At 38.1% G+C, this 19,752-nt stretch carries 18 protein-coding genes and 1 pseudogene; all 19 read left to right on the top strand.

Annotated features, from left to right (window positions below; translation table 11 throughout):
- Positions 1 to 75 precede the first annotated feature (75 nt).
- Positions 76 to 309, top strand: a complete 234-nt coding sequence (locus HT691_RS00180; protein ID WP_000368739.1) for a DUF1858 domain-containing protein — start codon at positions 76 to 78, stop codon at positions 307 to 309.
- The gene (locus HT691_RS00175) at positions 309 to 1,643 is read left to right on the top strand and encodes a DUF438 domain-containing protein (RefSeq protein WP_054387989.1); all 1,335 of its coding nucleotides are present in this window, start codon (positions 309 to 311) and stop codon (positions 1,641 to 1,643) included. Before HT691_RS00180 ends, HT691_RS00175 begins: the two co-directional genes overlap by 1 nt.
- 9 nt (positions 1,644 to 1,652) lie before the next feature.
- Positions 1,653 to 1,907 carry a DUF1912 family protein gene (locus HT691_RS00170; RefSeq protein WP_000119707.1) on the top strand — a complete coding sequence of 85 codons (255 nt, stop codon included), beginning with the start codon at positions 1,653 to 1,655 and terminating at the stop codon, positions 1,905 to 1,907.
- Positions 1,908 to 2,002: 95 nt separating this feature from the next.
- Entirely contained in the window at positions 2,003 to 2,398 is a 396-nt protein-coding gene (locus HT691_RS00165) for a helix-hairpin-helix domain-containing protein (RefSeq protein ID WP_000038630.1), read from the top strand.
- Positions 2,399 to 2,680: 282 nt separating this feature from the next.
- Positions 2,681 to 3,258 (top strand): annotated as a pseudogene (locus tag HT691_RS00160) (flavin reductase family protein).
- The gene (locus HT691_RS00155; RefSeq protein WP_023933266.1) at positions 3,245 to 3,805 is read left to right on the top strand and encodes a GNAT family protein; all 561 of its coding nucleotides are present in this window, start codon (positions 3,245 to 3,247) and stop codon (positions 3,803 to 3,805) included. The pseudogene HT691_RS00160 and the gene HT691_RS00155 overlap by 14 nt, the downstream one beginning before the upstream one ends.
- Positions 3,805 to 4,383, top strand: coding sequence for an AAA family ATPase (locus HT691_RS00150; protein ID WP_054387988.1), 579 nt, complete (start codon positions 3,805 to 3,807; stop codon positions 4,381 to 4,383). The genes HT691_RS00155 and HT691_RS00150 overlap by 1 nt, the downstream gene beginning before the upstream one ends.
- Positions 4,384 to 4,679: 296 nt before the next feature.
- A complete protein-coding gene (locus HT691_RS00145; RefSeq protein WP_007284866.1) occupies positions 4,680 to 4,877 on the top strand; it encodes a hypothetical protein in 198 nt (65 codons plus the stop codon).
- 30 nt (positions 4,878 to 4,907) lie between these two features.
- Positions 4,908 to 5,063: a hypothetical protein gene (locus HT691_RS00140; RefSeq protein ID WP_004237269.1), complete on the top strand. Its 156-nt coding sequence runs from the start codon at positions 4,908 to 4,910 to the stop codon at positions 5,061 to 5,063.
- A 5-nt stretch (positions 5,064 to 5,068) separates the two neighbouring features.
- Positions 5,069 to 6,301, top strand: coding sequence for a hypothetical protein (locus HT691_RS00135; RefSeq protein ID WP_033606863.1), 1,233 nt, complete (start codon positions 5,069 to 5,071; stop codon positions 6,299 to 6,301).
- Positions 6,302 to 6,599: 298 nt separating this feature from the next.
- Positions 6,600 to 7,841, top strand: a complete 1,242-nt coding sequence (locus tag HT691_RS00130; RefSeq protein WP_050971555.1) for a hypothetical protein — start codon at positions 6,600 to 6,602, stop codon at positions 7,839 to 7,841.
- 31 nt (positions 7,842 to 7,872) lie between these two features.
- Positions 7,873 to 8,874, top strand: coding sequence for a virulence RhuM family protein (locus HT691_RS00125; protein ID WP_172925215.1), 1,002 nt, complete (start codon positions 7,873 to 7,875; stop codon positions 8,872 to 8,874).
- Between the two features lie 126 nt (positions 8,875 to 9,000).
- Positions 9,001 to 11,652, top strand: coding sequence for a valine--tRNA ligase (locus HT691_RS00120; RefSeq protein WP_023933260.1), 2,652 nt, complete (start codon positions 9,001 to 9,003; stop codon positions 11,650 to 11,652).
- A 106-nt stretch (positions 11,653 to 11,758) separates the two neighbouring features.
- The gene (locus HT691_RS00115) at positions 11,759 to 13,102 is read left to right on the top strand and encodes an AAA family ATPase (RefSeq protein ID WP_000778677.1); all 1,344 of its coding nucleotides are present in this window, start codon (positions 11,759 to 11,761) and stop codon (positions 13,100 to 13,102) included.
- Positions 13,092 to 13,658, top strand: coding sequence for a hypothetical protein (locus HT691_RS00110; protein WP_000253751.1), 567 nt, complete (start codon positions 13,092 to 13,094; stop codon positions 13,656 to 13,658). The genes HT691_RS00115 and HT691_RS00110 overlap by 11 nt, the downstream gene beginning before the upstream one ends.
- 356 nt (positions 13,659 to 14,014) lie before the next feature.
- Positions 14,015 to 14,818, top strand: coding sequence for a Fic/DOC family protein (locus tag HT691_RS00105; protein WP_054387987.1), 804 nt, complete (start codon positions 14,015 to 14,017; stop codon positions 14,816 to 14,818).
- A 271-nt stretch (positions 14,819 to 15,089) separates the two neighbouring features.
- Complete coding sequence (locus HT691_RS00100; protein WP_172921901.1) at positions 15,090 to 17,768, top strand: DEAD/DEAH box helicase family protein; 2,679 nt, start codon at positions 15,090 to 15,092, stop codon at positions 17,766 to 17,768.
- Positions 17,769 to 18,134: 366 nt separating this feature from the next.
- Complete coding sequence (pheS, locus tag HT691_RS00095; RefSeq protein ID WP_000103743.1) at positions 18,135 to 19,181, top strand: phenylalanine--tRNA ligase subunit alpha; 1,047 nt, start codon at positions 18,135 to 18,137, stop codon at positions 19,179 to 19,181.
- Positions 19,181 to 19,690: an N-acetyltransferase gene (locus HT691_RS00090; RefSeq protein WP_023933257.1), complete on the top strand. Its 510-nt coding sequence runs from the start codon at positions 19,181 to 19,183 to the stop codon at positions 19,688 to 19,690. Before pheS ends, HT691_RS00090 begins: the two co-directional genes overlap by 1 nt.
- The last annotated feature ends 62 nt before the right edge of the window (positions 19,691 to 19,752 follow it).

The raw sequence follows: 19,752 nt of genomic DNA, 5'->3' as shown, positions 1-19,752 counted from the left end.
TGAGCAACCTGCGGCTAGCTTCCTAGTTTGCTCTTTGATTTTCATTGAGTATTAGAACATACAAAGGAGGTCGTCATGGACAATATCATCGATGTGTCAATTCCCGTTGCAGAAGTGGTGGACAAGCATCCAGAAGTCTTGGAAATTCTAGTGGAGTTGGGTTTTAAACCCCTTGCCAATCCCTTAATGCGCAACACAGTTGGTCGTAAAGTATCGCTCAAACAAGGTTCTAAGCTTGAAGGAACTCCTATGGACAAGATTGTCCGCACGCTGGAAGCAAACGGTTACGAAGTGATTGGGTTAGACTAATGGCAGATGAACGAATTCATGTCCTGCGGGATATTTTGTTAGAATTGCATAATGGCTCCTCTCCTGAGTCGGTTCAGGAGCGCTTTGATGCGACCTTTACAGGTGTTTCAGCCATCGTGATTTCCCTTATGGAGCACGAGCTGATGAACTCAGACTCAGGTGTCACCTTTGAAGATGTCATGGAACTCTGTGATGTTCATGCCAATCTTTTTAAAAATGCTGTTAAGGATGTCGAAGTTGCAGATACCGAGCACCCAGGTCACCCAGTTCGGATTTTCAAAGAAGAAAATCTAGCCCTCCGTGCGGCCTTGATTCGTATTCGGAGATTGTTGGATACCTATGAGTCTATGGAAGATGAAGAAATGCTGGCGGAGATGCGCAAGGGCTTGGTGCGTCAGATGGGTCTTTTGGGGCAATTTGACATCCATTACCAACGTAAGGAAGAGCTCTTCTTCCCCATCATGGAGCGCTATGGACACGATTCACCTCCAAAAGTTATGTGGGGAGTGGATGATCAGATCAGGGAACTCTTTCAAACAGCTTTAGCGACAGCCAAGTCACTACCAGAAGTGTCAATTAGCAGCGTAAAAGAAGCTTTTGAAGCTTTTGCGACAGAGTTTGAAAGTATGATTTTCAAGGAAGAATCTATCCTTCTCATGATTCTCCTTGAGTCCTTTACTCAGGATGACTGGCTTCAGATTGCGGAGGAGAGCGATGCCTATGGCTATGCTATTATCCGTCCGTCTGAGAAATGGGTGCCAGAACGCCAGAGTTTTGTTGAGGAAAAGAGTGAAGAGGAGCCTGTACAGCTAGATACGGCAGAGGGTCAAGTTCAGCAGGTTATTGATACGCCAGAAGGACAGTTTACCATTACCTTTACCCCTAAGGAAAAGGAAGCAGTGTTGGATCGCCATAGTCAGCAGTCTTTTGGTAATGGCTATCTTTCAGTCGAGCAGGCTAATCTCATCCTCAATCACCTCCCCATGGAAATTACCTTTGTCAATAAAGACGATATTTTCCAGTATTACAATGACAATACGCCAGCTGATGAGATGATTTTCAAACGAACACCGTCCCAAGTTGGGCGCAATGTCGAACTCTGTCATCCACCTAAGTACTTGGACAAGGTCAAAACCATCATGAAGGGGCTTCGTGAGGGAACCAAGGACAAGTATGAAATGTGGATTAAGTCTGAGTCGCGAGGTAAGTTTGTCCACATCACCTACGCTGCAGTGCACGATGAAAACGGAGAATTCCAAGGTGTGTTGGAGTACGTTCAGGATATTCAACCCTACCGTGAGATTGACACGGACTATTTCCGTGGATTAGAATAAGGAGAAAAAATGAGTTACGAACAAGAATTTATGAAGGAATTTGAAGCTTGGGTCAATACCCAAATCATGATCAACGACATGGCGCATAAGGAAAGTCAAAAGGTCTACGAAGAAGACCAAGACGAACGTGCCAAAGATGCCATGATTCGCTACGAAAGTCGTTTGGATGCTTATCAGTTCTTGCTTGGTAAGTTTGAAAATTTCAAAGCAGGAAAGGGATTCCATGATTTGCCAGAAGGCTTGTTTGGTGAGCGAAATTATTAAACGAGATAGGTTCTTGATTTTTCACTAAAATCTTGATAGAATATTTATATTAAATCCTTGTCAGAGCAGGGATTTTTTATTGAAAGGATTTTATCATGTCAAAGAAACTCAATCGTAAAAAACAATTACGAAATAGTCTCCGTCGTGCAGGTGCCTTTTCAAGTACTGTGACTAAGGTTGTAGATGAGACAAAAAAAGTCGTGAAGCGTGCAGAACAGTCAGCAAGCGCAGCTGGTAAGGCTGTTTCTAAAAAAGTTGAACAAGCAGTAGAAGCTACCAAAGAGCAAGCTCAAAAAGTAGTTAATTCTGTAGAAGATTTTGCAGCAAACTTGGGTGGACTTCCCCTTGATCGTGCCAAGACTTTCTATGATGAAGGAATCAAGTCTGCTTCAGATTTCAAAAACTGGACTGAAAAAGAACTCCTTGCCTTGAAAGGAATCGGCCCAGCTACCATCAAGAAATTGAAAGAAAATGGCATCAAGTTCAAGTAATTTTTCTTGAGTCTTGCATTTCCGAGAAAAACTTGCTACAATAGAGCCATTAGAGGTGTTTTGAATCCTACATTTTACAGAAAGTGGCGGCGCTGAGAAGTCCACAAATGTGTCAAAACTGGTTGCTAATGACTGAAAAAATGAAATATTTCTGTCTTTTTATTTTAAAGACTAAAGATGCGGGCTTGGCCCGAAATTGGGTGGTACCGCGGATAAACACATTCGTCCCTGTCATGTAGATGGCAGGGATTTTCTTTTGCGTCTTAGTCAAAGGAGCTTGTTATGAAGCAATCTTTTAAAACAAGTAAACTCTATTATGGTTTTCCTATCTTCATTTTGGGGTATCAGGATCAGAATTTTGGACACAATATTACGACCTGTAGCTCCTCTTATAGCTTGGGAGATTGGCTAGTCATTGGTGTTGGTGCTGAAGAAAATGCGACTGAGCAGATTAAGCATTATCAACAGTTCACCGTGAATATCCCTGATGAAAATCTCATGCTCGAGATGGAGCAGGCTGGTTTTATCAGTCATCGAGAGAAATTGAAACACCTGGGGCTAGACTACGAGATTTCTGAACGGACTCAGGCACCGATTTTAGAGGTTTGTCCAGTCGTGTTAGAATGTCAGGTAGATAGGATTGATGAGGAAGAGGGAATTTGTCATATTTTCGCTAAGATTGTTGAGCGATTTGTTGACCCAGAACTTTTGGATGAAAAGGGACATTTTAGAAATGACCGTTTTGCACCTACTTACTTTATGGGGATGGCCACCAGCGCGTTTATCGCTATTTAGATGACCGAGTAGACCCTATGGGGAGCTTCATTAAGAAAGCGAGGATGAAGGATGTCAAGAGCTGAATTACCAGAACGATTAGAAACCGAACGACTCGTCCTACGAGTTCGTACAGTGGCAGATGCTGAGGATATCCATACCTACGCTAGTTTGCCAGAGGTCGCCTATCCAGCAGGTTTTCCTCCAGTCAAGACCTTGGAAGATGAGATTTATTATCTGGAGCACATTCTTCCGGAGCGTAATCAAAAGGAAAATCTCCCAGCAGGCTACGGGATTGTCGTCAAAGGAACGGATAAGATCGTTGGCTCTGTCGATTTCAACCATCGCCATGAAGATGATGTGCTGGAAATCGGCTATACCTTACACCCAGACTATTGGGGGCGAGGTTATGTGCCAGAAGCAGCGCTTGCCTTGATTGACTTAGCCTTTAAAGATTTGGGTCTTCACAAGATTGAACTAACTTGCTTTGGATATAACCTTCAAAGTAAACGAGTCGCGGAAAAGCTTGGCTTTACCCTCGAAGCTCGCATAAGAGACCGAAAGGATGTTCAAGGAAACCGCTGTGACAGTCTGATATATGGCTTGCTGAAGAGCGAGTGGGAGGTGATTTGATGCATCTTTTCATCATTGGTGCTCCAGCATCAGGAAAAATGACCATTGGTCAAGAATTATCTCGACTGACGGATGCTACCCTATTTTATAACCATCAAGCCATTGATTTTGCACTAGAAATCTATCAGGACTATACAGAGGAAATGTGGGAATTTGTTCGTGGAATCACTTTTTCATTCCTTGGAGCAAGTGCAAGAAATCAGCGATCAGTAATTTTAACTGACGTAATTGATTTTTCAAATCAGTATCAGCTGATGTATTTAAAGCAAATTCAGAATTTGTTGGATGATTATCATCAAGAGATTCTTTTTGTTGAGTTGGAAACAAGTCTTGAGGAGCGCTTACATCGAAATCGAACGGAGAATCGATTAAAGCACAAACCCTTAAAACGGCATATTGAGGTATCTGAAAGAGAAATTTTAGAAGCCACTGAAACACTTCAATTAAATTCCCAACATCAACCGAATGAGCTACACCACTACTTTAAAATAAATAATACGAATTTGTCTGCAGAAGAAGCTGCTAAGCAAATTCAAAATAAAATGAATACAATAGAGAAAGGACACACACATATCTAAACAACTTCATGAAGACGTTCTCAAGACTCAAGAAGTTCAAAAGTCTCAATCTTTTTCGTTCGTGATTCCTACCACCAAATGTAACTGGAAAACTCTACCTTAATCGCGCTTGGAGTACACCCTTCAAAGTAAACGAATCACAAAGAAACTGGGATTTCCCATTTAAGCCTGTATCCGAGGTCGTAAGAATATCCAATACAGCAGAGGTAGAGTTTGATTTATTGAAGAATGAGTTAGAGGAGAAAATAGATGGCTAAAAAGAAAAATAGAAAAAAGAATTAAACCGCCAGCAAAAGTTGGATATCAAAGTCGTTTCTGAAGAAGAGGTTGTCTGGACAGAACTACTGGCTAAAAAACCAACTTTTGTAGAACGTCGGACCATTCAAAATTTCGATGAACTACATACAACAGTGATGCAATATGCTGATGAACATGGAGAGTATCCAGATGTTCAGCTAATCAATTACCAACTGAAAAATAGGATTTTTGATTAGAATCAGGATCATGCTTTATTTAGAGAAGCTATGCATACTCCAAATACACAGAAGCGAAATGAACTGTTAAAACAAGTTTTAAAGATCAATCCAGATTATTTTGCTGCTGATTTTCACCCATTCTTATCAGAGGTTGAAGATTTTGATTTACCAACCTTTAGATTAGATTTAGGAGGCAAAGATTGAAATTAATGTATTATTTTAATACTGACAATAGATTGAAGAATCTTTTTGCTCAAACTTGGAAAATACTTATGTATGCGCTAACGTATTTTCCAATAATATCTCTAATTGTATTCTGTCTTACCGATTTTAAATTAGTTATAATTTTACAATTTGCCTTGATACTAATATATGTGTTTAACTATAAAAATCGATTTAATAAGTTTAGAGTTTTTCTTACTAAAAGTACTAAATCTTTAGCTTTTATGAACGCATGGGATGGAATATTTTGCGGAATCTTGACTTACATTCTTTATAACCTAAATCTAGTTGAATCAACTTTAATCAACTTATCTCAATATTTTTTTATTAATTATGGCATAAGTAAAAATCACATAAATAACTGGATTATCATTGTAATACTTTTAATATTACCATTTGTATTATCTGTTATAAAAACTGTAGGATCAATCAAGATATTTCAAAAAGTTAATAAAATAGATATCGTAAAGGGAAAGACACTGTGGAATGTATATGCCACGATGCTTATTATTTCGTTTTTATGGTATTATATCTATATTTATTACTTTATTTCTAAAGCTATTGATTTTCATTCCGATTTAATAACTGACATTTTTATATTTAATTCATTTATTGCGCTTTATTTAATATTCTGGTGGAGAATTCATAATCTAATTAGACATGGTGCAAAAGATACCAAAGAAGTAATAGCATCATGGCTCACTGGAACAATCTGTATATTGTTGTTAGCAATATTTAATCAAGTTGAAAATGAATTAATAAATGCTTTAACCTGGTTTTTGCCAATATTAATTCCTAGTCTAATTGGAGAAATAAATTCTCAATTTGATACAAAAAAATATAAGAAAAAACCAATAAGAACTGAGAAAATGGATAGACACCTCTATCGAACTCAACTATATAGTTTTCTTACTCTATTAATGTTGAGTATTATTCCAAAGTTAACCGAAATTATTTGGGGTTTAAAGATTAAGATGAAATTGGTCGAATTTATAACTCCCGCAGCTGATTGGATGTCTGAATTATTTGCCTCAACTATAATTATTTTCGTTTGTTTCATATTATCATTAGTTATTGGGAAGGCTATAATTTGGTTATTACAGTATTTCTATTTAAACACCCATAATGGATATTACGTGTATCGTGACAACATGCACAGTGTATTAATAAATCGTAGATATAAAAGAAATATTCATAAAAGGAGAAAAAATAATGTCTAATCAACTTTCACCTAAATACACTCCATCCTATGTTTAGGCTGGTCGTTACAAAAATGCCTTGATACGGATGTTTTCAAGCCGGCAGGAGATCAAAAGGCTAAGCCTTATTCAATCGTGATTCCCACCACCAAATGTAACTGGAAAAAACTCTACCTTAGTCACGCTTGGGGGATAACTTTCAAAGTAAACGAATCACAAAGAAACTGAGATTTCCCATTCAAGCCTGTAGCTGAGTCCCAAAGGATATCTAAGCCAGTTGAGTCGGGTCTATTGAAGAATGAGTTAGAGGAGAAAATAGATGGCTAAAAAGAAAAATAGAAAAAAAGAATTAAAACGCCAGCAAAAGTTGGATATCAAAATTATTTCTGAAGAAGAGGCTGCTTGGACAGAAATAATGGCTAAAAAACCAACTTTTGTAGAACGTCGTACCATTCAAAATTTCGATGAACTACATACAGCAGTGATGCAATATGCTGATGAACATGGAGAGTATCCAGATGTCCAGCTAATCAATTACCAACTAAAAAATAGGACTTTTGATTGGAATCAGGATCACGCTTTATTTAGAGAAGCTATGCATACTCCAAATACACAAAAGCGAAATAAACTGTTAAAGCAAGTTTTAAAGATCAATCCAGATTATTTTGCGGCTGATTTTCACTTATTCTTATCAGAAGTTAAAGATTTTGATTTACCAACCTTTAAAAAAGTACTGGATTTTGAAGTTCTAGTTTTAGAAAAATGGAAAATGAACGGATACAATAGTTGGAATTATTTTGAAGCTCGCCCTATCCTGTCTGCTCTGATGTTTCTGATTGAATATTATATGACAGAAAAATTTTACTTTAAGGCTTTGGACTTGGTTAACTTATACTTAAGTAAGCGACCAGAACGTTTTCCTCCTAATTTTGTCTTCTGTATGCTTTCCTTGTATCATATTACTGGTCAGGAATTAAAGGTTGAACGTTTCTATTGTGAAGAATTAAATAAAGGAAAGCGGGATGATACCATCCTTATTCATGCCATCATCTCTGCTTTTTCTCAAGGAAAAATTGAGGAAGCCAGTCAGCTATTTGCAAAATTAGTGGAAATCAATGATGAAGCTGTTGAATTCTTCATAGAGAAAGACTGGCAATTCAATATTTTAGACATTGAAGAACAAGAATGCTATTGTCCAAATTCAGTTGAATCGCTACAAGCTAGTTTGTATCCTCTGCTTGACTATTTACAAGAAAATATTATCTTAACAGAATTTTTAACAAAAGAAGCCAAGAAATTCCGTCGTAAACCAGTATTTTCGAATCATTCCAGTGTGTTAAGAAATCTATCCCAGGTTACAGACTGGTACTCCTTTATGAGCGAGGAAAAAATGAAGGGAATCCGGATGGATCTTGTTCGCATCTTTGTTGAAAATGGGATTCGTACATCTTCAGATTTCAAAAAATGGACTGAAAAAGAAGTTCTCGCTTTGAAGGGAATTGGTCCTGTAACCGTTAAAAAGCTGAAAGAAAACGGCATAAAGTTTAAGAAAGAGAAGTAATTGTTTATGGAAGGGGGGAGGTGAAATTGTCTTGAATGAAATTTCTAATTTCATCCTGTATACTACACCCAATGGCCATGTTCAGCTAGATATCCTTTTACAAGATGAAAATCTTTGGTTGACTCAAAAAGGTCTTGCAGAGCTCTTTGGAGTTGAACGAAGTGTCATTACAAAGCACTTAAAAAACATTTATGATAGTGGTGAGTTGGATAAGGTGTCAACTTGTGCAAAATTTGCACAGGTTCAACAAGAGGGAAATAGAACTGTCCGACGTGAACTTGAATATTACAATCTGGATGCTATCATTTCAGTTGGCTATCGCGTAAATTCCAGCAAGGCTACTCAATTTAGAATTTGGGCAACCAAGACCTTGAAAGAATTTATCATCAAAGGTTTTGTTTTGAATGATGAACGCTTGAAACAAGGACAGACAGTTTTCGGACAAGATTATTTCCGTGAACTTTTAGAACGAATTCGCTCTATTCGTTCTAGCGAGCGCCGAATCTATCAACAAATTACGGATATCTTTGCCGAATGTGCCATAGATTATGATCGAAACTCGGATATTACTAAAAACTTCTATGCTATGGTGCAAAATAAATTTCATTATGCAATTACTGGAAGTACGACTGCAGAAATTATCTATCAGCAAGCTGATGCTAGTAAAGAAAAAATGGGATTAACTACTTGGAAACATGCACCTGATGGACGAGTGCTCAAATCAGATGTAACGGTAGTCAAAAATTATTTGCAAGAAAAAGAAATTCGACAACTAGAGCGAACTGTTACAGCCTATTTTGATTATATCGAGGGTTTAGTTGAGCGCCGTAATACGTTTACAATGCGAGGATTGGCAGATAGTATTGATCGCTTTCTATCCTTTAATGAATATGAAATCTTAGAAGGAAAAGGAAGCATTTCCAAGAAACAAGCAGACTCAAAAGCCATCCAAGAGTATGAAAAATTTAACCGAACTCAAAAAATTATATCGGACTTTGATAAACATATTCTGAAGATAATGAGAGAAAGTTAATGTAAAATTTTTATACAGTTTCTTTTTTACTAATAGAAGATACTGAAAAAATCAGATGTGCTGAATCAAGGCATATCTTCTACATACTAATTTTATTTAAAGATATTAACTAGAAAGGACACACACATGTCTAAAGAACTTTCACCTAAATACAATCCAGCCGAGGTTGAGGCTGGTCGTTACCAAAAATGGCTTGACGCTGATGTTTTCAAGCCTTCAGGAGATCAAAAGGCTAAGCCTTATTCAATCGTCATTCCGCCACCAAACGTAACTGGGAAACTTCACCTTGGTCACGCTTGGGATACGACTTTGCAAGATATCATCATCCGTCAAAAACGCATGCAAGGCTTTGATACCCTTTGGCTTCCAGGTATGGATCACGCTGGGATTGCCACTCAGGCTAAGGTTGAGGAGCGCTTGCGTGGAGAAGGCATTACACGTTATGACCTAGGTCGTAAAAAATTCCTCGACAAGGTCTGGAAATGGAAAGACGAATATGCCACTACTATCAAGGAACAATGGGGTAAGATGGGGCTCTCTGTAGACTACTCTCGTGAGCGTTTCACTCTTGACGAAGGTTTGTCAAAAGCTGTTCGTAAGGTCTTTGTGGACCTTTACAAGAAAGGGTGGATCTATCGTGGTGAATTCATCATCAACTGGGACCCAGCTGCACGCACAGCCCTTTCTGATATTGAAGTTATCCACAAGGATATCGAAGGTGCCTTCTACCACATGAACTACATGCTGGAAGACGGATCTCGCGCCCTTGAAGTTGCGACCACTCGTCCTGAGACCATGTTTGGGGACGTTGCGGTTGCGGTCAATCCAGAAGACCCACGCTACAAGGACTTGATCGGTAAAAACGTCGTCCTTCCAATCGCTAATAAATTGATCCCAATCGTTGGTGATGAGCACGCAGATCCTGAGTTTGGTACTGGTGTCGTGAAAATTACACCTGCCCACGATCCAAACGACTTCTTGGTTGGTCAACGTCACAACTTGCCACAAGTCAATGTTATGAACGACGACGGTACTATGAATGACTTAGCCTTCGAATTTGCAGGCATGGACCGTTTTGAAGCTCGTAAGGCAGTCGTTGCTAAGTTGGAAGAAATCGGTGCCCTCGTTAAAATTGAAAAACGTGTCCACAGTGTTGGTCACTCAGAGCGTACTGGTGTTGTGGTTGAACCACGCTTGTCTACTCAATGGTTCGTCAAGATGGACCATTTGGCTAAGAACGCCATTGCCAACCAAGACACAGAGGACAAGGTTGAATTCTACCCACCTCGTTTCAACGATACCTTCCTCCAATGGATGGAAAATGTCCACGACTGGGTAATCTCTCGTCAGCTCTGGTGGGGTCACCAAATCCCTGCTTGGTACAATGCTGAGGGTGAAATGTACGTTGGCGAAGAAGCTCCAGAAGGTGACGGATGGACTCAGGACGAAGACGTCTTGGATACTTGGTTCAGTTCTGCCCTTTGGCCATTCTCAACTATGGGCTGGCCTGATGTCGACTCAGCAGACTTCAAACGTTACTTCCCAACTTCAACCTTGGTAACAGGTTACGACATCATCTTCTTCTGGGTGTCTCGTATGATCTTCCAGTCATTGGAATTCACAGGCCGTCAACCATTCCAAAACGTGCTTATCCACGGTCTCATTCGTGACGAGCAAGGACGCAAGATGTCTAAGTCTCTCGGTAACGGGATTGACCCAATGGATGTCATCGAGAAATACGGTGCCGATGCCCTTCGTTGGTTCCTTTCAAACGGTTCTGCACCAGGTCAAGACGTCCGCTTCTCTTACGAGAAAATGGATGCCTCATGGAACTTCATTAACAAGATCTGGAACATCTCTCGCTACATCCTCATGAACAATGAAGGCTTGACCCTTGAGCAAGCAACTGCCAATGTGGAAAAAGTTGCCAACAAGGAAGCTGGAAATGTCACAGATCGCTGGATTCTCCACAACCTCAATGAAACCATCGGAAAAGCAACTGCCAACTTTGACAAGTTTGAGTTTGGTGTGGCTGGACACATCCTCTACAACTTCATCTGGGATGAGTTTGCGGACTGGTATGTTGAGTTGACCAAGGAAGTCCTTTATAGTGACAACGAAGAAGAGAAAGTCATCACGCGTTCTGTTCTCCTTTATACTTTGGATAAGATTCTTCGTCTCCTTCACCCGATCATGCCATTCGTGACAGAGGAAATCTTTGGACAAATCTCAGAAGGCTCTATCGTGACAGCTGCATACCCAACTGTTAATCTAGCCTTTGAAGACCTTGCGGCTCACACTGGTGTGGAAAGTCTCAAAGACTTGATCCGTGCCGTTCGTAATGCGCGTGCGGAAGTAAACGTAGCACCAAGTAAGCCAATCACAATCCTTGTTAAGACTAGCGATAGTGACTTGGAAGCCTTCTTTAACAGCAATGTCAACTACATCAAACGTTTCACAAATCCAGAACACTTGGAAATTGCATCAAACATCCCTGCACCTGAACTCGCAATGTCAAGCGTCATCACAGGAGCAGAAATCTACTTGCCACTGGCAGACCTCCTCAATGTCGAAGAAGAACTGGCTCGTCTCGACAAGGAACTGGCTAAATGGCAAAAAGAACTAGATATGGTGGGCAAGAAACTCTCTAACGAACGCTTCGTCGCCAATGCTAAACCAGAAGTCGTCCAAAAAGAACGCGACAAACAAGCCGACTACCAAGCCAAATACGACGCGACAGTTGCACGTATTGATGATATGAAGAAGTTGGTGAAGTAGTGTGAAGTGAGATATACTTGGAAGATGATTTACACCTCACACCTGCTTTTTTATGTAGTTTGTGTTAAACTGATAGTACTGCCTCCATGGTGAAAGGAGAATATATATGAAACTAACAATAGAAAATATAGGTAATGTAAAGAATGCAGAAATTGAAATAAATGGAATTTCAGTTATTGCAGGTCAAAATGGCACTGGAAAAAGTACAATAAGTCGTTCTTTATTTTCAATATTTAGTGCCAATTATGATGTTATAAAAAAAATTTCTAACGATCGAACTAAAGCAATTAATGATTTTTTAGAAGACTATCTCTCTGATATCGAAATGAATCGTAAAAATAATTCTGAAATAGGGATTGCTAGAAGAATCGTTCCGAGTTTCCTTTATACAGAATTGACAAAAATCATTTCAAAAAATTTATTGATATTTCTTGATAAAAATTATAGTGAACATAATAATGAATCCCTTAAGAAGAGTATCATTGAATCAATTAATGAATTCAATAAACGAAATTCAAAATACTTTGTATTAAATATTAAGGATTTGGACCTAAATGTTTTATCTGAAAATATAAAAGAAATTCTATCTCAGTCAGACCAATCTATCTTTAACCAAATTTTAACTGCTCATTTAACTGATGAATTTCATAATCAAATAAATAATATATACGACCCATTGACAGGACTAATTTCTTTAAGAATAAAAGATGAACAAATAAATGTTGAAGTTAACAAAAATAGAGCTACTGCAGATAAATTGATAAATTTTAAAACAGATGTAGTATACATAGATGATGCTGCTGCAATAGTTGAAAATTTATTTTCAACTAAATTTTTAAATAAATTTTCAACTAAATTTTTAAATGAATTTTTAAATAAAATTGATTTAAAATTGGATCATAATGCTCATTTAATGGAGCAGCTTAGAGATGAAAGAAACAACACTTACACATTACGAGCTAAGATAACTGACAGATTAAATTTGGTGTTTAATGAAATAAATCATATATTGAAGACTGATATTGTTAATAGTTCAGAAGATGAGGAAGATGAAAAAAAACTTAATATAATCAATTATTCTTCAGGTATGAAAACGTTCTATTTAATTAAATCTCTTTTAGAAAATGGTGTGATTAGAGAAAATGGGACACTCATTTTAGATGAACCAGAAGTCCATTTACATCCAGAATGGCAATTGAAATTTGCTGAAATTATAGTATTACTTCAGAAAGAATTTGGATTACATATCTTAATCAATTCCCATAGTCCTTATTTAGTTGAAGCGATTGATATATTTAGCAAAAAAAATGATACAAATGATTCTGTTAAGTATTATCTTGCTAATAGTTCTATTGAAGATGTTACTGACTCGATTGATAAGATTTATGAGCAAATGTATGTTCCTTTAAATCGCCTTGAGGAGCTAGCGGAGGATTTTGATGGTGAGTAAAATAATTTTCTCTATATTACATGATTTTAATATTAGATTTTCTGAATGTCGTAGCGATATTAAAACCTGCTCATATGATTCTGATTCTAACTATAATTTGGTAAACTCTAAATATACTTGTTATAATTTTGATAAGATTTCAGAAATTATTTTTAAAAAACATAGCTTTGATAAATGGCAATCTGTAGATACAATTCTGCCTCTTCTTCCTGTAGATGCTGATAGTAAATTATATTTAATAGAGTTTAAGAATTCAAAAAATATTCCATATGCTAACGTTAGAGCTAAAATATTATCGAGTTTGTTCCTACTAGAAAATTTTTATGGATTGCAAAAAACTGATTATAAAAAAATAGTGACAGTTACTGTAGTTAAATCACAAAAAGGTAAAAGACATTTAAATGAAATTAGACAACATCAGGCAAAAATAAGTGGTAAGTCACCTTATAAAGTTGAAAATTTTAGGGCTTTAGAAGATTTTTATGGAATTGAATCTTTTAAATATCCCCCTGAAAAATTTATAGAATTTATAGAGAATAATAATTTAGTCAGTTAAAATTAAAATACTAAAATTTTATAGCTTTGATTAAAAACCAGCTCACTACACAACAACCCCTCTAAGTTCGAACCGCTCTGAGAAGTACAACATTGCAGTTTCTTCTCAGGTGTTGGGGGATTTGAACAAACCAACGAGTTCAGAGTGGTGTATCCTATGAGTTTGATAAGTATGCAAGCTAGAATTATTCATTTAATCAAACCATTCATCCAAAAGGCATTACAAATGAGTGCATGGGATGTTGAGTATAACTCTTTTATTACTTCTTCATAGAACTTATTATGAATGTTTTTTATAGTTCACCCCAATTTCACCATTTACCGATGACACAGAAAAACAATTGAAAGGATATTTCTATGCAACCAACTTACAACATTGACAACCCAAACTTGTCTTATGAAGCTAAGCGTGACTTATGGCGGATAGGTTTTGGTCTGCAGAAAGTTGACAATCTAGTGCCATCAGCGTATATGGAATCTTTGGCTGAGAAACAGTCCCGGGGTGAACTGACTTACGAGCAGGTTTATGAGGATGCAACGGCTTATCACCATACTATTGATGCAAGTACGGAAGAGGCAGACTTGGTTTCTCTACGTATTGTAGAACTATTGTCTCGAAGAGGCTTTAGCTTTAGTCCTGCGACCTTACTTGCTATTCATAAGGAGTTGTTTCAAGATATATTTGAACCCTCTATTCCGGTGGGGCAATTTCGTCAGACCAATATCACAAAGAATGAACCTGTTTTGAATGGTGAAAGTGTTGTGGACTCTGATTACTCCATGATTCAAATGACCTTGGATTATGATTTTAATCAGGAAAAACAAGTTGCATATGCGACACTAACTCAGGCGGATGTGGTTAAACAAATCCAGCATTTTATTTCAGGAATCTGGCAGATTCATCCATTTCGCGAAGGAAACACTCGGACAGTAACGGTCTTTTTGATTCAGTATCTTCGTGAGTTTGGTTTTGATATTGATAATACACCATTTCAGCAACATGCCAAGTATTTTCGTGATGCCTTGGTATTAGATAATGCAAAGATTTTACAGCGACGTCCTGAGTTTTTAACAGCTTTTTTTGAAAATCTCTTGCTCGGTGGTCAAAATGATTTGTCTTCAGAAAAAATGTATCTAGATTTAGACCTCGATTTTTCATAATCCAAATACTGAGTAAACATTGAATTTTAGGAAAAAATGAAGTAAATATTCTCACAAAAAAACGTATATCATCAAAGTTTTAGGTCACTTGATAATATGCGTTTTTTGAATTTTATAGACTGCTCGTTTAAACTCTATTTACCTCGTACATTCCGGAGCGAGACGGAATATTAGCCACATACAAAATGAGTACTATTAGGATTTTATTTTCGTGTACAATATTAGCCAGTCTTGTTATAATCAGCCTATAGGAATCAAGGAGGTGACTCTTATGGCTGTTTTTGTGTCTTTGGATGGAATTGTGGTAGAAGTACTTGATGTCTTTTCTTCTTTTAATGGGGATAGTGAGTTTTTCTTGTGTAAACGTCTTAAAGACAAGAGTCAGTTTGTGATGGAACGCTCTCAGTTCGAGGAGATGTTCCAACTTCAAAGTAGTCACTTGACGACGCAAGAAAAATTACAATTGTTTACCTCTGTGTTTGCTGGCCGTTATGATGTTTATGCTAAGAGTTTTATCAATGAACAAGGGAAAATTCAGTATTTTCCTTCCTATAATTATGGTTGGAAGCAGTTATCACCTGAAAAACGGAGTTTCCAGACATTGACGGACTCCGTTTTGAAATCTCATTTTCGTGGGGAGACAGCTATCGGTATCTTTCCTATGCACTTAGATGATAGCTGTTATTTTTTGGTACTGGATTTTGATGAAGGAGATTGGAAAGAAGCTGGTTTAACCATTCGAAGAATAGCCAGGGAACGCCAGATGGAAGCCCATTTAGAGATTTCTCGTTCGGGTCACGGACTCCATATTTGGTTCTTCTTTGAGGAAGCGATTCCGAGTCGAGAGGCTCGCTTGTTTGGAAAGAAATTGTTAGAACTGGCTATGCAGGAAAGTATGCAACTGTCCTTTGATTCTTTTGATCGCATGTTTCCAAATCAGGATGTCCTTCCTAAGGGGGGATTTGGAAATTTGATTGCCTTGCCTTTTCAAGGAGAAGCTTACCATCAAGGGCGAACGGTCTTTGTGGATGAACAGTTTCAGCCTTATGAAGACCAATGGAGGTATCTACAAGAGATTCAGAGGGTTTCAACTGCTAAAGTGGCACTGTTAATCCAAGAGGAGTTAGGTAAGCAAGAATTGGACAAGGAGTTGAAGGTCGTCTTATCTAATACTATCCAACTTGAAAAATCGTCTGTGACACCCAAGACACTTTTTTTCTTGAAAAATATGGCTTCATTTTCTAATCCCGAATTTTATGTAAAGCAGGCTATGCGACAGCCAACCTATCAAATTCCTGAGAGAATGTATTTATTTGGAGAATCCGATTATTATTTATGGCTGCCAAGAGGCTTGCTGTATCCATTGCAAGATAAATTTAAGCAGGTATCTGTGGAAGATAGGAGAAAGGTACAAAGGTCTATTAGAGTGGAATTTAAGGGAGAACTCACTTTTGAGCAAGAGTTAGCCCTGTCAGATATGATTTCCAAAGAAAATGGTTTACTCCATGCGGAGACTGGTTTTGGGAAGACCGTTTTAGGTGCTGCCCTCATCTCTGAACGGAAGACCAAAACAATTATCCTAGTTCATAATAGGCAACTCTTAGACCAATGGCTGGATCGTTTAAACCATTTTTTGACTTTCGAAGAGGAAGAAGCTACCCGTTATACGGCATCAGGCTGTGAAAAGGTAATAGGCTATGTTGGGCAGTACGGTGGGACTAAGAAATGGCTGAGTAAACTGGTTGATATTGTTATGATTCAATCTCTATTTAAGTTGGAAAATAGTCAAAGTCTTTTGGATGAGTATGAGATGATGATTGTGGATGAGTGTCATCATGTCTCTGCCTTGATGTTTGAAAAAGTTGTTGCTCAGTTTAGAGGGAAGTATCTTTACGGTTTGACGGCTACGCCTGAGCGTAAGAATGGTCATGAGCCTATTGTTTTTCAGAGAATTGGTGAGATACTCCATACTGCTGATAAGAGGGAGACGGATTTTAAACGGCAATTGCAATTAAGATTCACTTCTTTTGGTCATTTGGAGATTGAAAAGACCAAAGCAAGTAATTTTATACAGCTTAGTGATTGGATTGCTATAGACTCAGTGAGGAATCAGATGATTCTCAAGGATATTCTAGCCCAAGTGGCAGAAGGGCGGAATATCTTGGTTCTAGTCAATCGAATTCAACAGATAGATGTCTTTGAAAAGTTATTGAAAGAGAAAGAGGTTGATGACTGTTATATTATTAGCGGAAAAACCAAAGTCCGAGATAGAACAAGTTTAATGGAGACGTTAGAACAGCTAGATAAAGGTTTTGTATTGTTGTCTACTGGAAAATACATTGGCGAAGGTTTTGACTTGCCTCAGCTAGACACGCTTATCTTGGCAGCGCCCTTTTCTTGGAAAAATAATTTGATTCAGTATGCAGGTCGGATTCATAGAAACTACAAGGATAAGTCTTTGGTGCGGATTTTAGATTATGTGGATATTCATGTTCCTTATTTAGAAAAGATGTTTCAGAAACGACAAGTAGCTTATCGAAAGATGGATTATCGTGTCATCGAGGGTGAGGAGAAACCATTCGTTTATGTTGATAGTAGATATGAGAAGGTGTTGAGAGAGGACTTGGCAGGGGAAAGACAGGAATGTATGCTTATTTTACCTTATGTGCACCAGACAAAACTGATGAATTTTCTAAAAGAATTTAGAATGAGTCAAATTGAGATATGTATACCAGAGACGGTTGCAAATAAAGCATGGCTAGACCAGTTGAAGAGCCAGAAAATTAAAGTATCTTTTACTCAATCAAAAATAGTCACGCCTATTCTTTTGGTAAACAAGACCATTGTTTGGTATGGTGCAATGCCATTATTAGGGAAGGTAGATGAAATGACCATATTACGTTTGGAATCAGTTAGTATAGTTTCTGAACTAGTGGCAGGTTTACGATAGAGAAAATTTTTAAAAATTTCTATGTATGACTTTCATTTTTTAGTGAGACTGTTGACATTTTCATGTTCGAATCACAGCTAACAAGCAGAAGTGAGATAGGTCTTGCAAGAATGCTAAAAATCTGATAAACTAAGTAGTAATTGAATAGAAATCTGCAAGACTAGTAACTCAAGGGAAGTATATCAGGGAGGAGAGCCGTGACTGCAAGCTCTCTATATGAAAACTGGGTGAATTCACTTGCGCATGGATTTAGAAATGAAGGTCTGACTTGTCAGATGAAAACGGATGGTACCGCGTGTCAACGCTCCGAGTGGAGTTTTTGGCATGTGGTTTTCTTTTTATCTACAAGCGACTGATGGAGGAAATATGTCAACTATTGAAGAACAATTAAAAGCGCTTCGTGAAGAAACGCTGGCTAGCTTGAAGCAGATTACTGCTGAAAATGAAAAAGAGATGCAAGATTTGCGTGTCTCTGTCCTTGGTAAAAAGGGTTCGCTCACTGAAATCCTCAAAGGGATGAAAGATGTTTCTGCTGAGATGCGTCCAATCATTGGGAAACACGTCAATGAAGCTCGTGATGTCTTGACAGCTGCTTTTGAAGAAACAGCTAAACTATTGGAAGAAAAGAAAGTCGCTGCTCAACTTGCTAGCGAGAGCATTGATGTGACACTTCCAGGTCGTCCAGTTGCGACTGGTCACCGTCACGTCCTCACACAAACCAGTGAAGAAATCGAAGATATCTTCATCGGTATGGGGTATCAAGTTGTGGATGGTTTTGAAGTAGAGCAAGACTACTATAACTTTGAACGTATGAACCTTCCCAAAGACCATCCAGCCCGTGATATGCAGGACACTTTCTATATCACAGAAGAAATCTTGCTCCGTACCCACACGTCTCCAGTGCAGGCGCGTGCTATGGATGCCCATGATTTCTCTAAAGGTCCTTTGAAAATGATCTCACCAGGGCGTGTCTTCCGTCGTGACACAGACGATGCGACCCACAGTCACCAGTTCCACCAAATCGAAGGCTTGGTTGTTGGGAAAAATATCTCTATGGCAGACCTTCAAGGAACCCTTCAATTGATTGTGCAAAAGATGTTCGGTGAAGAGCGTCAGATCCGTCTGCGCCCATCTTACTTCCCATTCACAGAGCCATCTGTTGAGGTGGATGTTTCTTGCTTCAAGTGTGGTGGAGAAGGCTGTAACGTATGTAAGAAAACAGGTTGGATTGAAATTATGGGTGCCGGTATGGTTCACCCACGTGTCCTTGAAATGAGTGGTATCGATGCGACTGTTTACTCTGGATTTGCCTTTGGTCTTGGACAAGAGCGTGTAGCTATGCTCCGTTATGGAATCAACGATATCCGTGGATTCTACCAAGGAGATGTCCGCTTCTCAGAACAGTTTAAATAATGATTAGAAAAGTAGAAATGGCAGATGTTGAGGTGTTGTCTAAAATTGCCAAACAAACCTTTCGTGAAACATTTGCGCATGATAATACGGAAGAGCAGTTACAGGAATACTTTGAAGAAGCTTATAGTCTGAGAGTTTTGTCAACTGAGTTGGAAAATCCAGAATCCGAAACCTATTTCATTATGCATGAAGAGGAGATAGCTGGTTTTCTCAAAGTCAACTGGGGAAGTGCTCAGACTGAGAGAGAATTAGAGGATGCTTTCGAAATTCAACGCCTCTATGTGCTACAAAAATTCCAAGGATTTGGATTCGGTAAGCAACTGTTTGAATTTGCTCTTGAACTTGCTACAAAAAATAGTTTTTCCTGGGCTTGGCTAGGTGTTTGGGAGCAGAATACAAAAGCTCAAGCGTTTTATAATCGATATGGTTTTGAAAAATTTAGCCAACATCATTTTATGGTTGGTCAAAAAGTAGATACGGATTGGTTACTGAGAAAGAAATTAAGGTAAGAAGATGATTCTTCTATTGAAATGATAGGAAAGGAAAAGAACTAGAGTGACAACTGTCATTC

This window comes from Streptococcus sp. 477, assembly GCF_013277295.1.
GTDB lineage: Bacteria > Bacillota > Bacilli > Lactobacillales > Streptococcaceae > Streptococcus > Streptococcus pseudopneumoniae.
This window is presented reverse-complemented; position numbering and strand designations above follow the sequence as displayed.

Coding starts and splice junctions, on each gene's coding strand:
- HT691_RS00105 (WP_054387987.1), top strand. CDS start 14,015: ATGCAACCAACTTACAACATTGACAACCCAAACTTGTCTTATGAAGCT.
- HT691_RS00120 (WP_023933260.1), top strand. CDS start 9,001: ATGTCTAAAGAACTTTCACCTAAATACAATCCAGCCGAGGTTGAGGCT.
- HT691_RS00115 (WP_000778677.1), top strand. CDS start 11,759: ATGAAACTAACAATAGAAAATATAGGTAATGTAAAGAATGCAGAAATT.
- HT691_RS00090 (WP_023933257.1), top strand. CDS start 19,181: ATGATTAGAAAAGTAGAAATGGCAGATGTTGAGGTGTTGTCTAAAATT.
- HT691_RS00180 (WP_000368739.1), top strand. CDS start 76: ATGGACAATATCATCGATGTGTCAATTCCCGTTGCAGAAGTGGTGGAC.
- HT691_RS00165 (WP_000038630.1), top strand. CDS start 2,003: ATGTCAAAGAAACTCAATCGTAAAAAACAATTACGAAATAGTCTCCGT.
- HT691_RS00140 (WP_004237269.1), top strand. CDS start 4,908: ATGCATACTCCAAATACACAGAAGCGAAATGAACTGTTAAAACAAGTT.
- HT691_RS00135 (WP_033606863.1), top strand. CDS start 5,069: ATGTATTATTTTAATACTGACAATAGATTGAAGAATCTTTTTGCTCAA.
- HT691_RS00130 (WP_050971555.1), top strand. CDS start 6,600: ATGGCTAAAAAGAAAAATAGAAAAAAAGAATTAAAACGCCAGCAAAAG.
- HT691_RS00110 (WP_000253751.1), top strand. CDS start 13,092: ATGGTGAGTAAAATAATTTTCTCTATATTACATGATTTTAATATTAGA.
- HT691_RS00150 (WP_054387988.1), top strand. CDS start 3,805: ATGCATCTTTTCATCATTGGTGCTCCAGCATCAGGAAAAATGACCATT.
- HT691_RS00155 (WP_023933266.1), top strand. CDS start 3,245: ATGTCAAGAGCTGAATTACCAGAACGATTAGAAACCGAACGACTCGTC.
- HT691_RS00175 (WP_054387989.1), top strand. CDS start 309: ATGGCAGATGAACGAATTCATGTCCTGCGGGATATTTTGTTAGAATTG.
- HT691_RS00170 (WP_000119707.1), top strand. CDS start 1,653: ATGAGTTACGAACAAGAATTTATGAAGGAATTTGAAGCTTGGGTCAAT.
- HT691_RS00100 (WP_172921901.1), top strand. CDS start 15,090: ATGGCTGTTTTTGTGTCTTTGGATGGAATTGTGGTAGAAGTACTTGAT.
- pheS (WP_000103743.1), top strand. CDS start 18,135: ATGTCAACTATTGAAGAACAATTAAAAGCGCTTCGTGAAGAAACGCTG.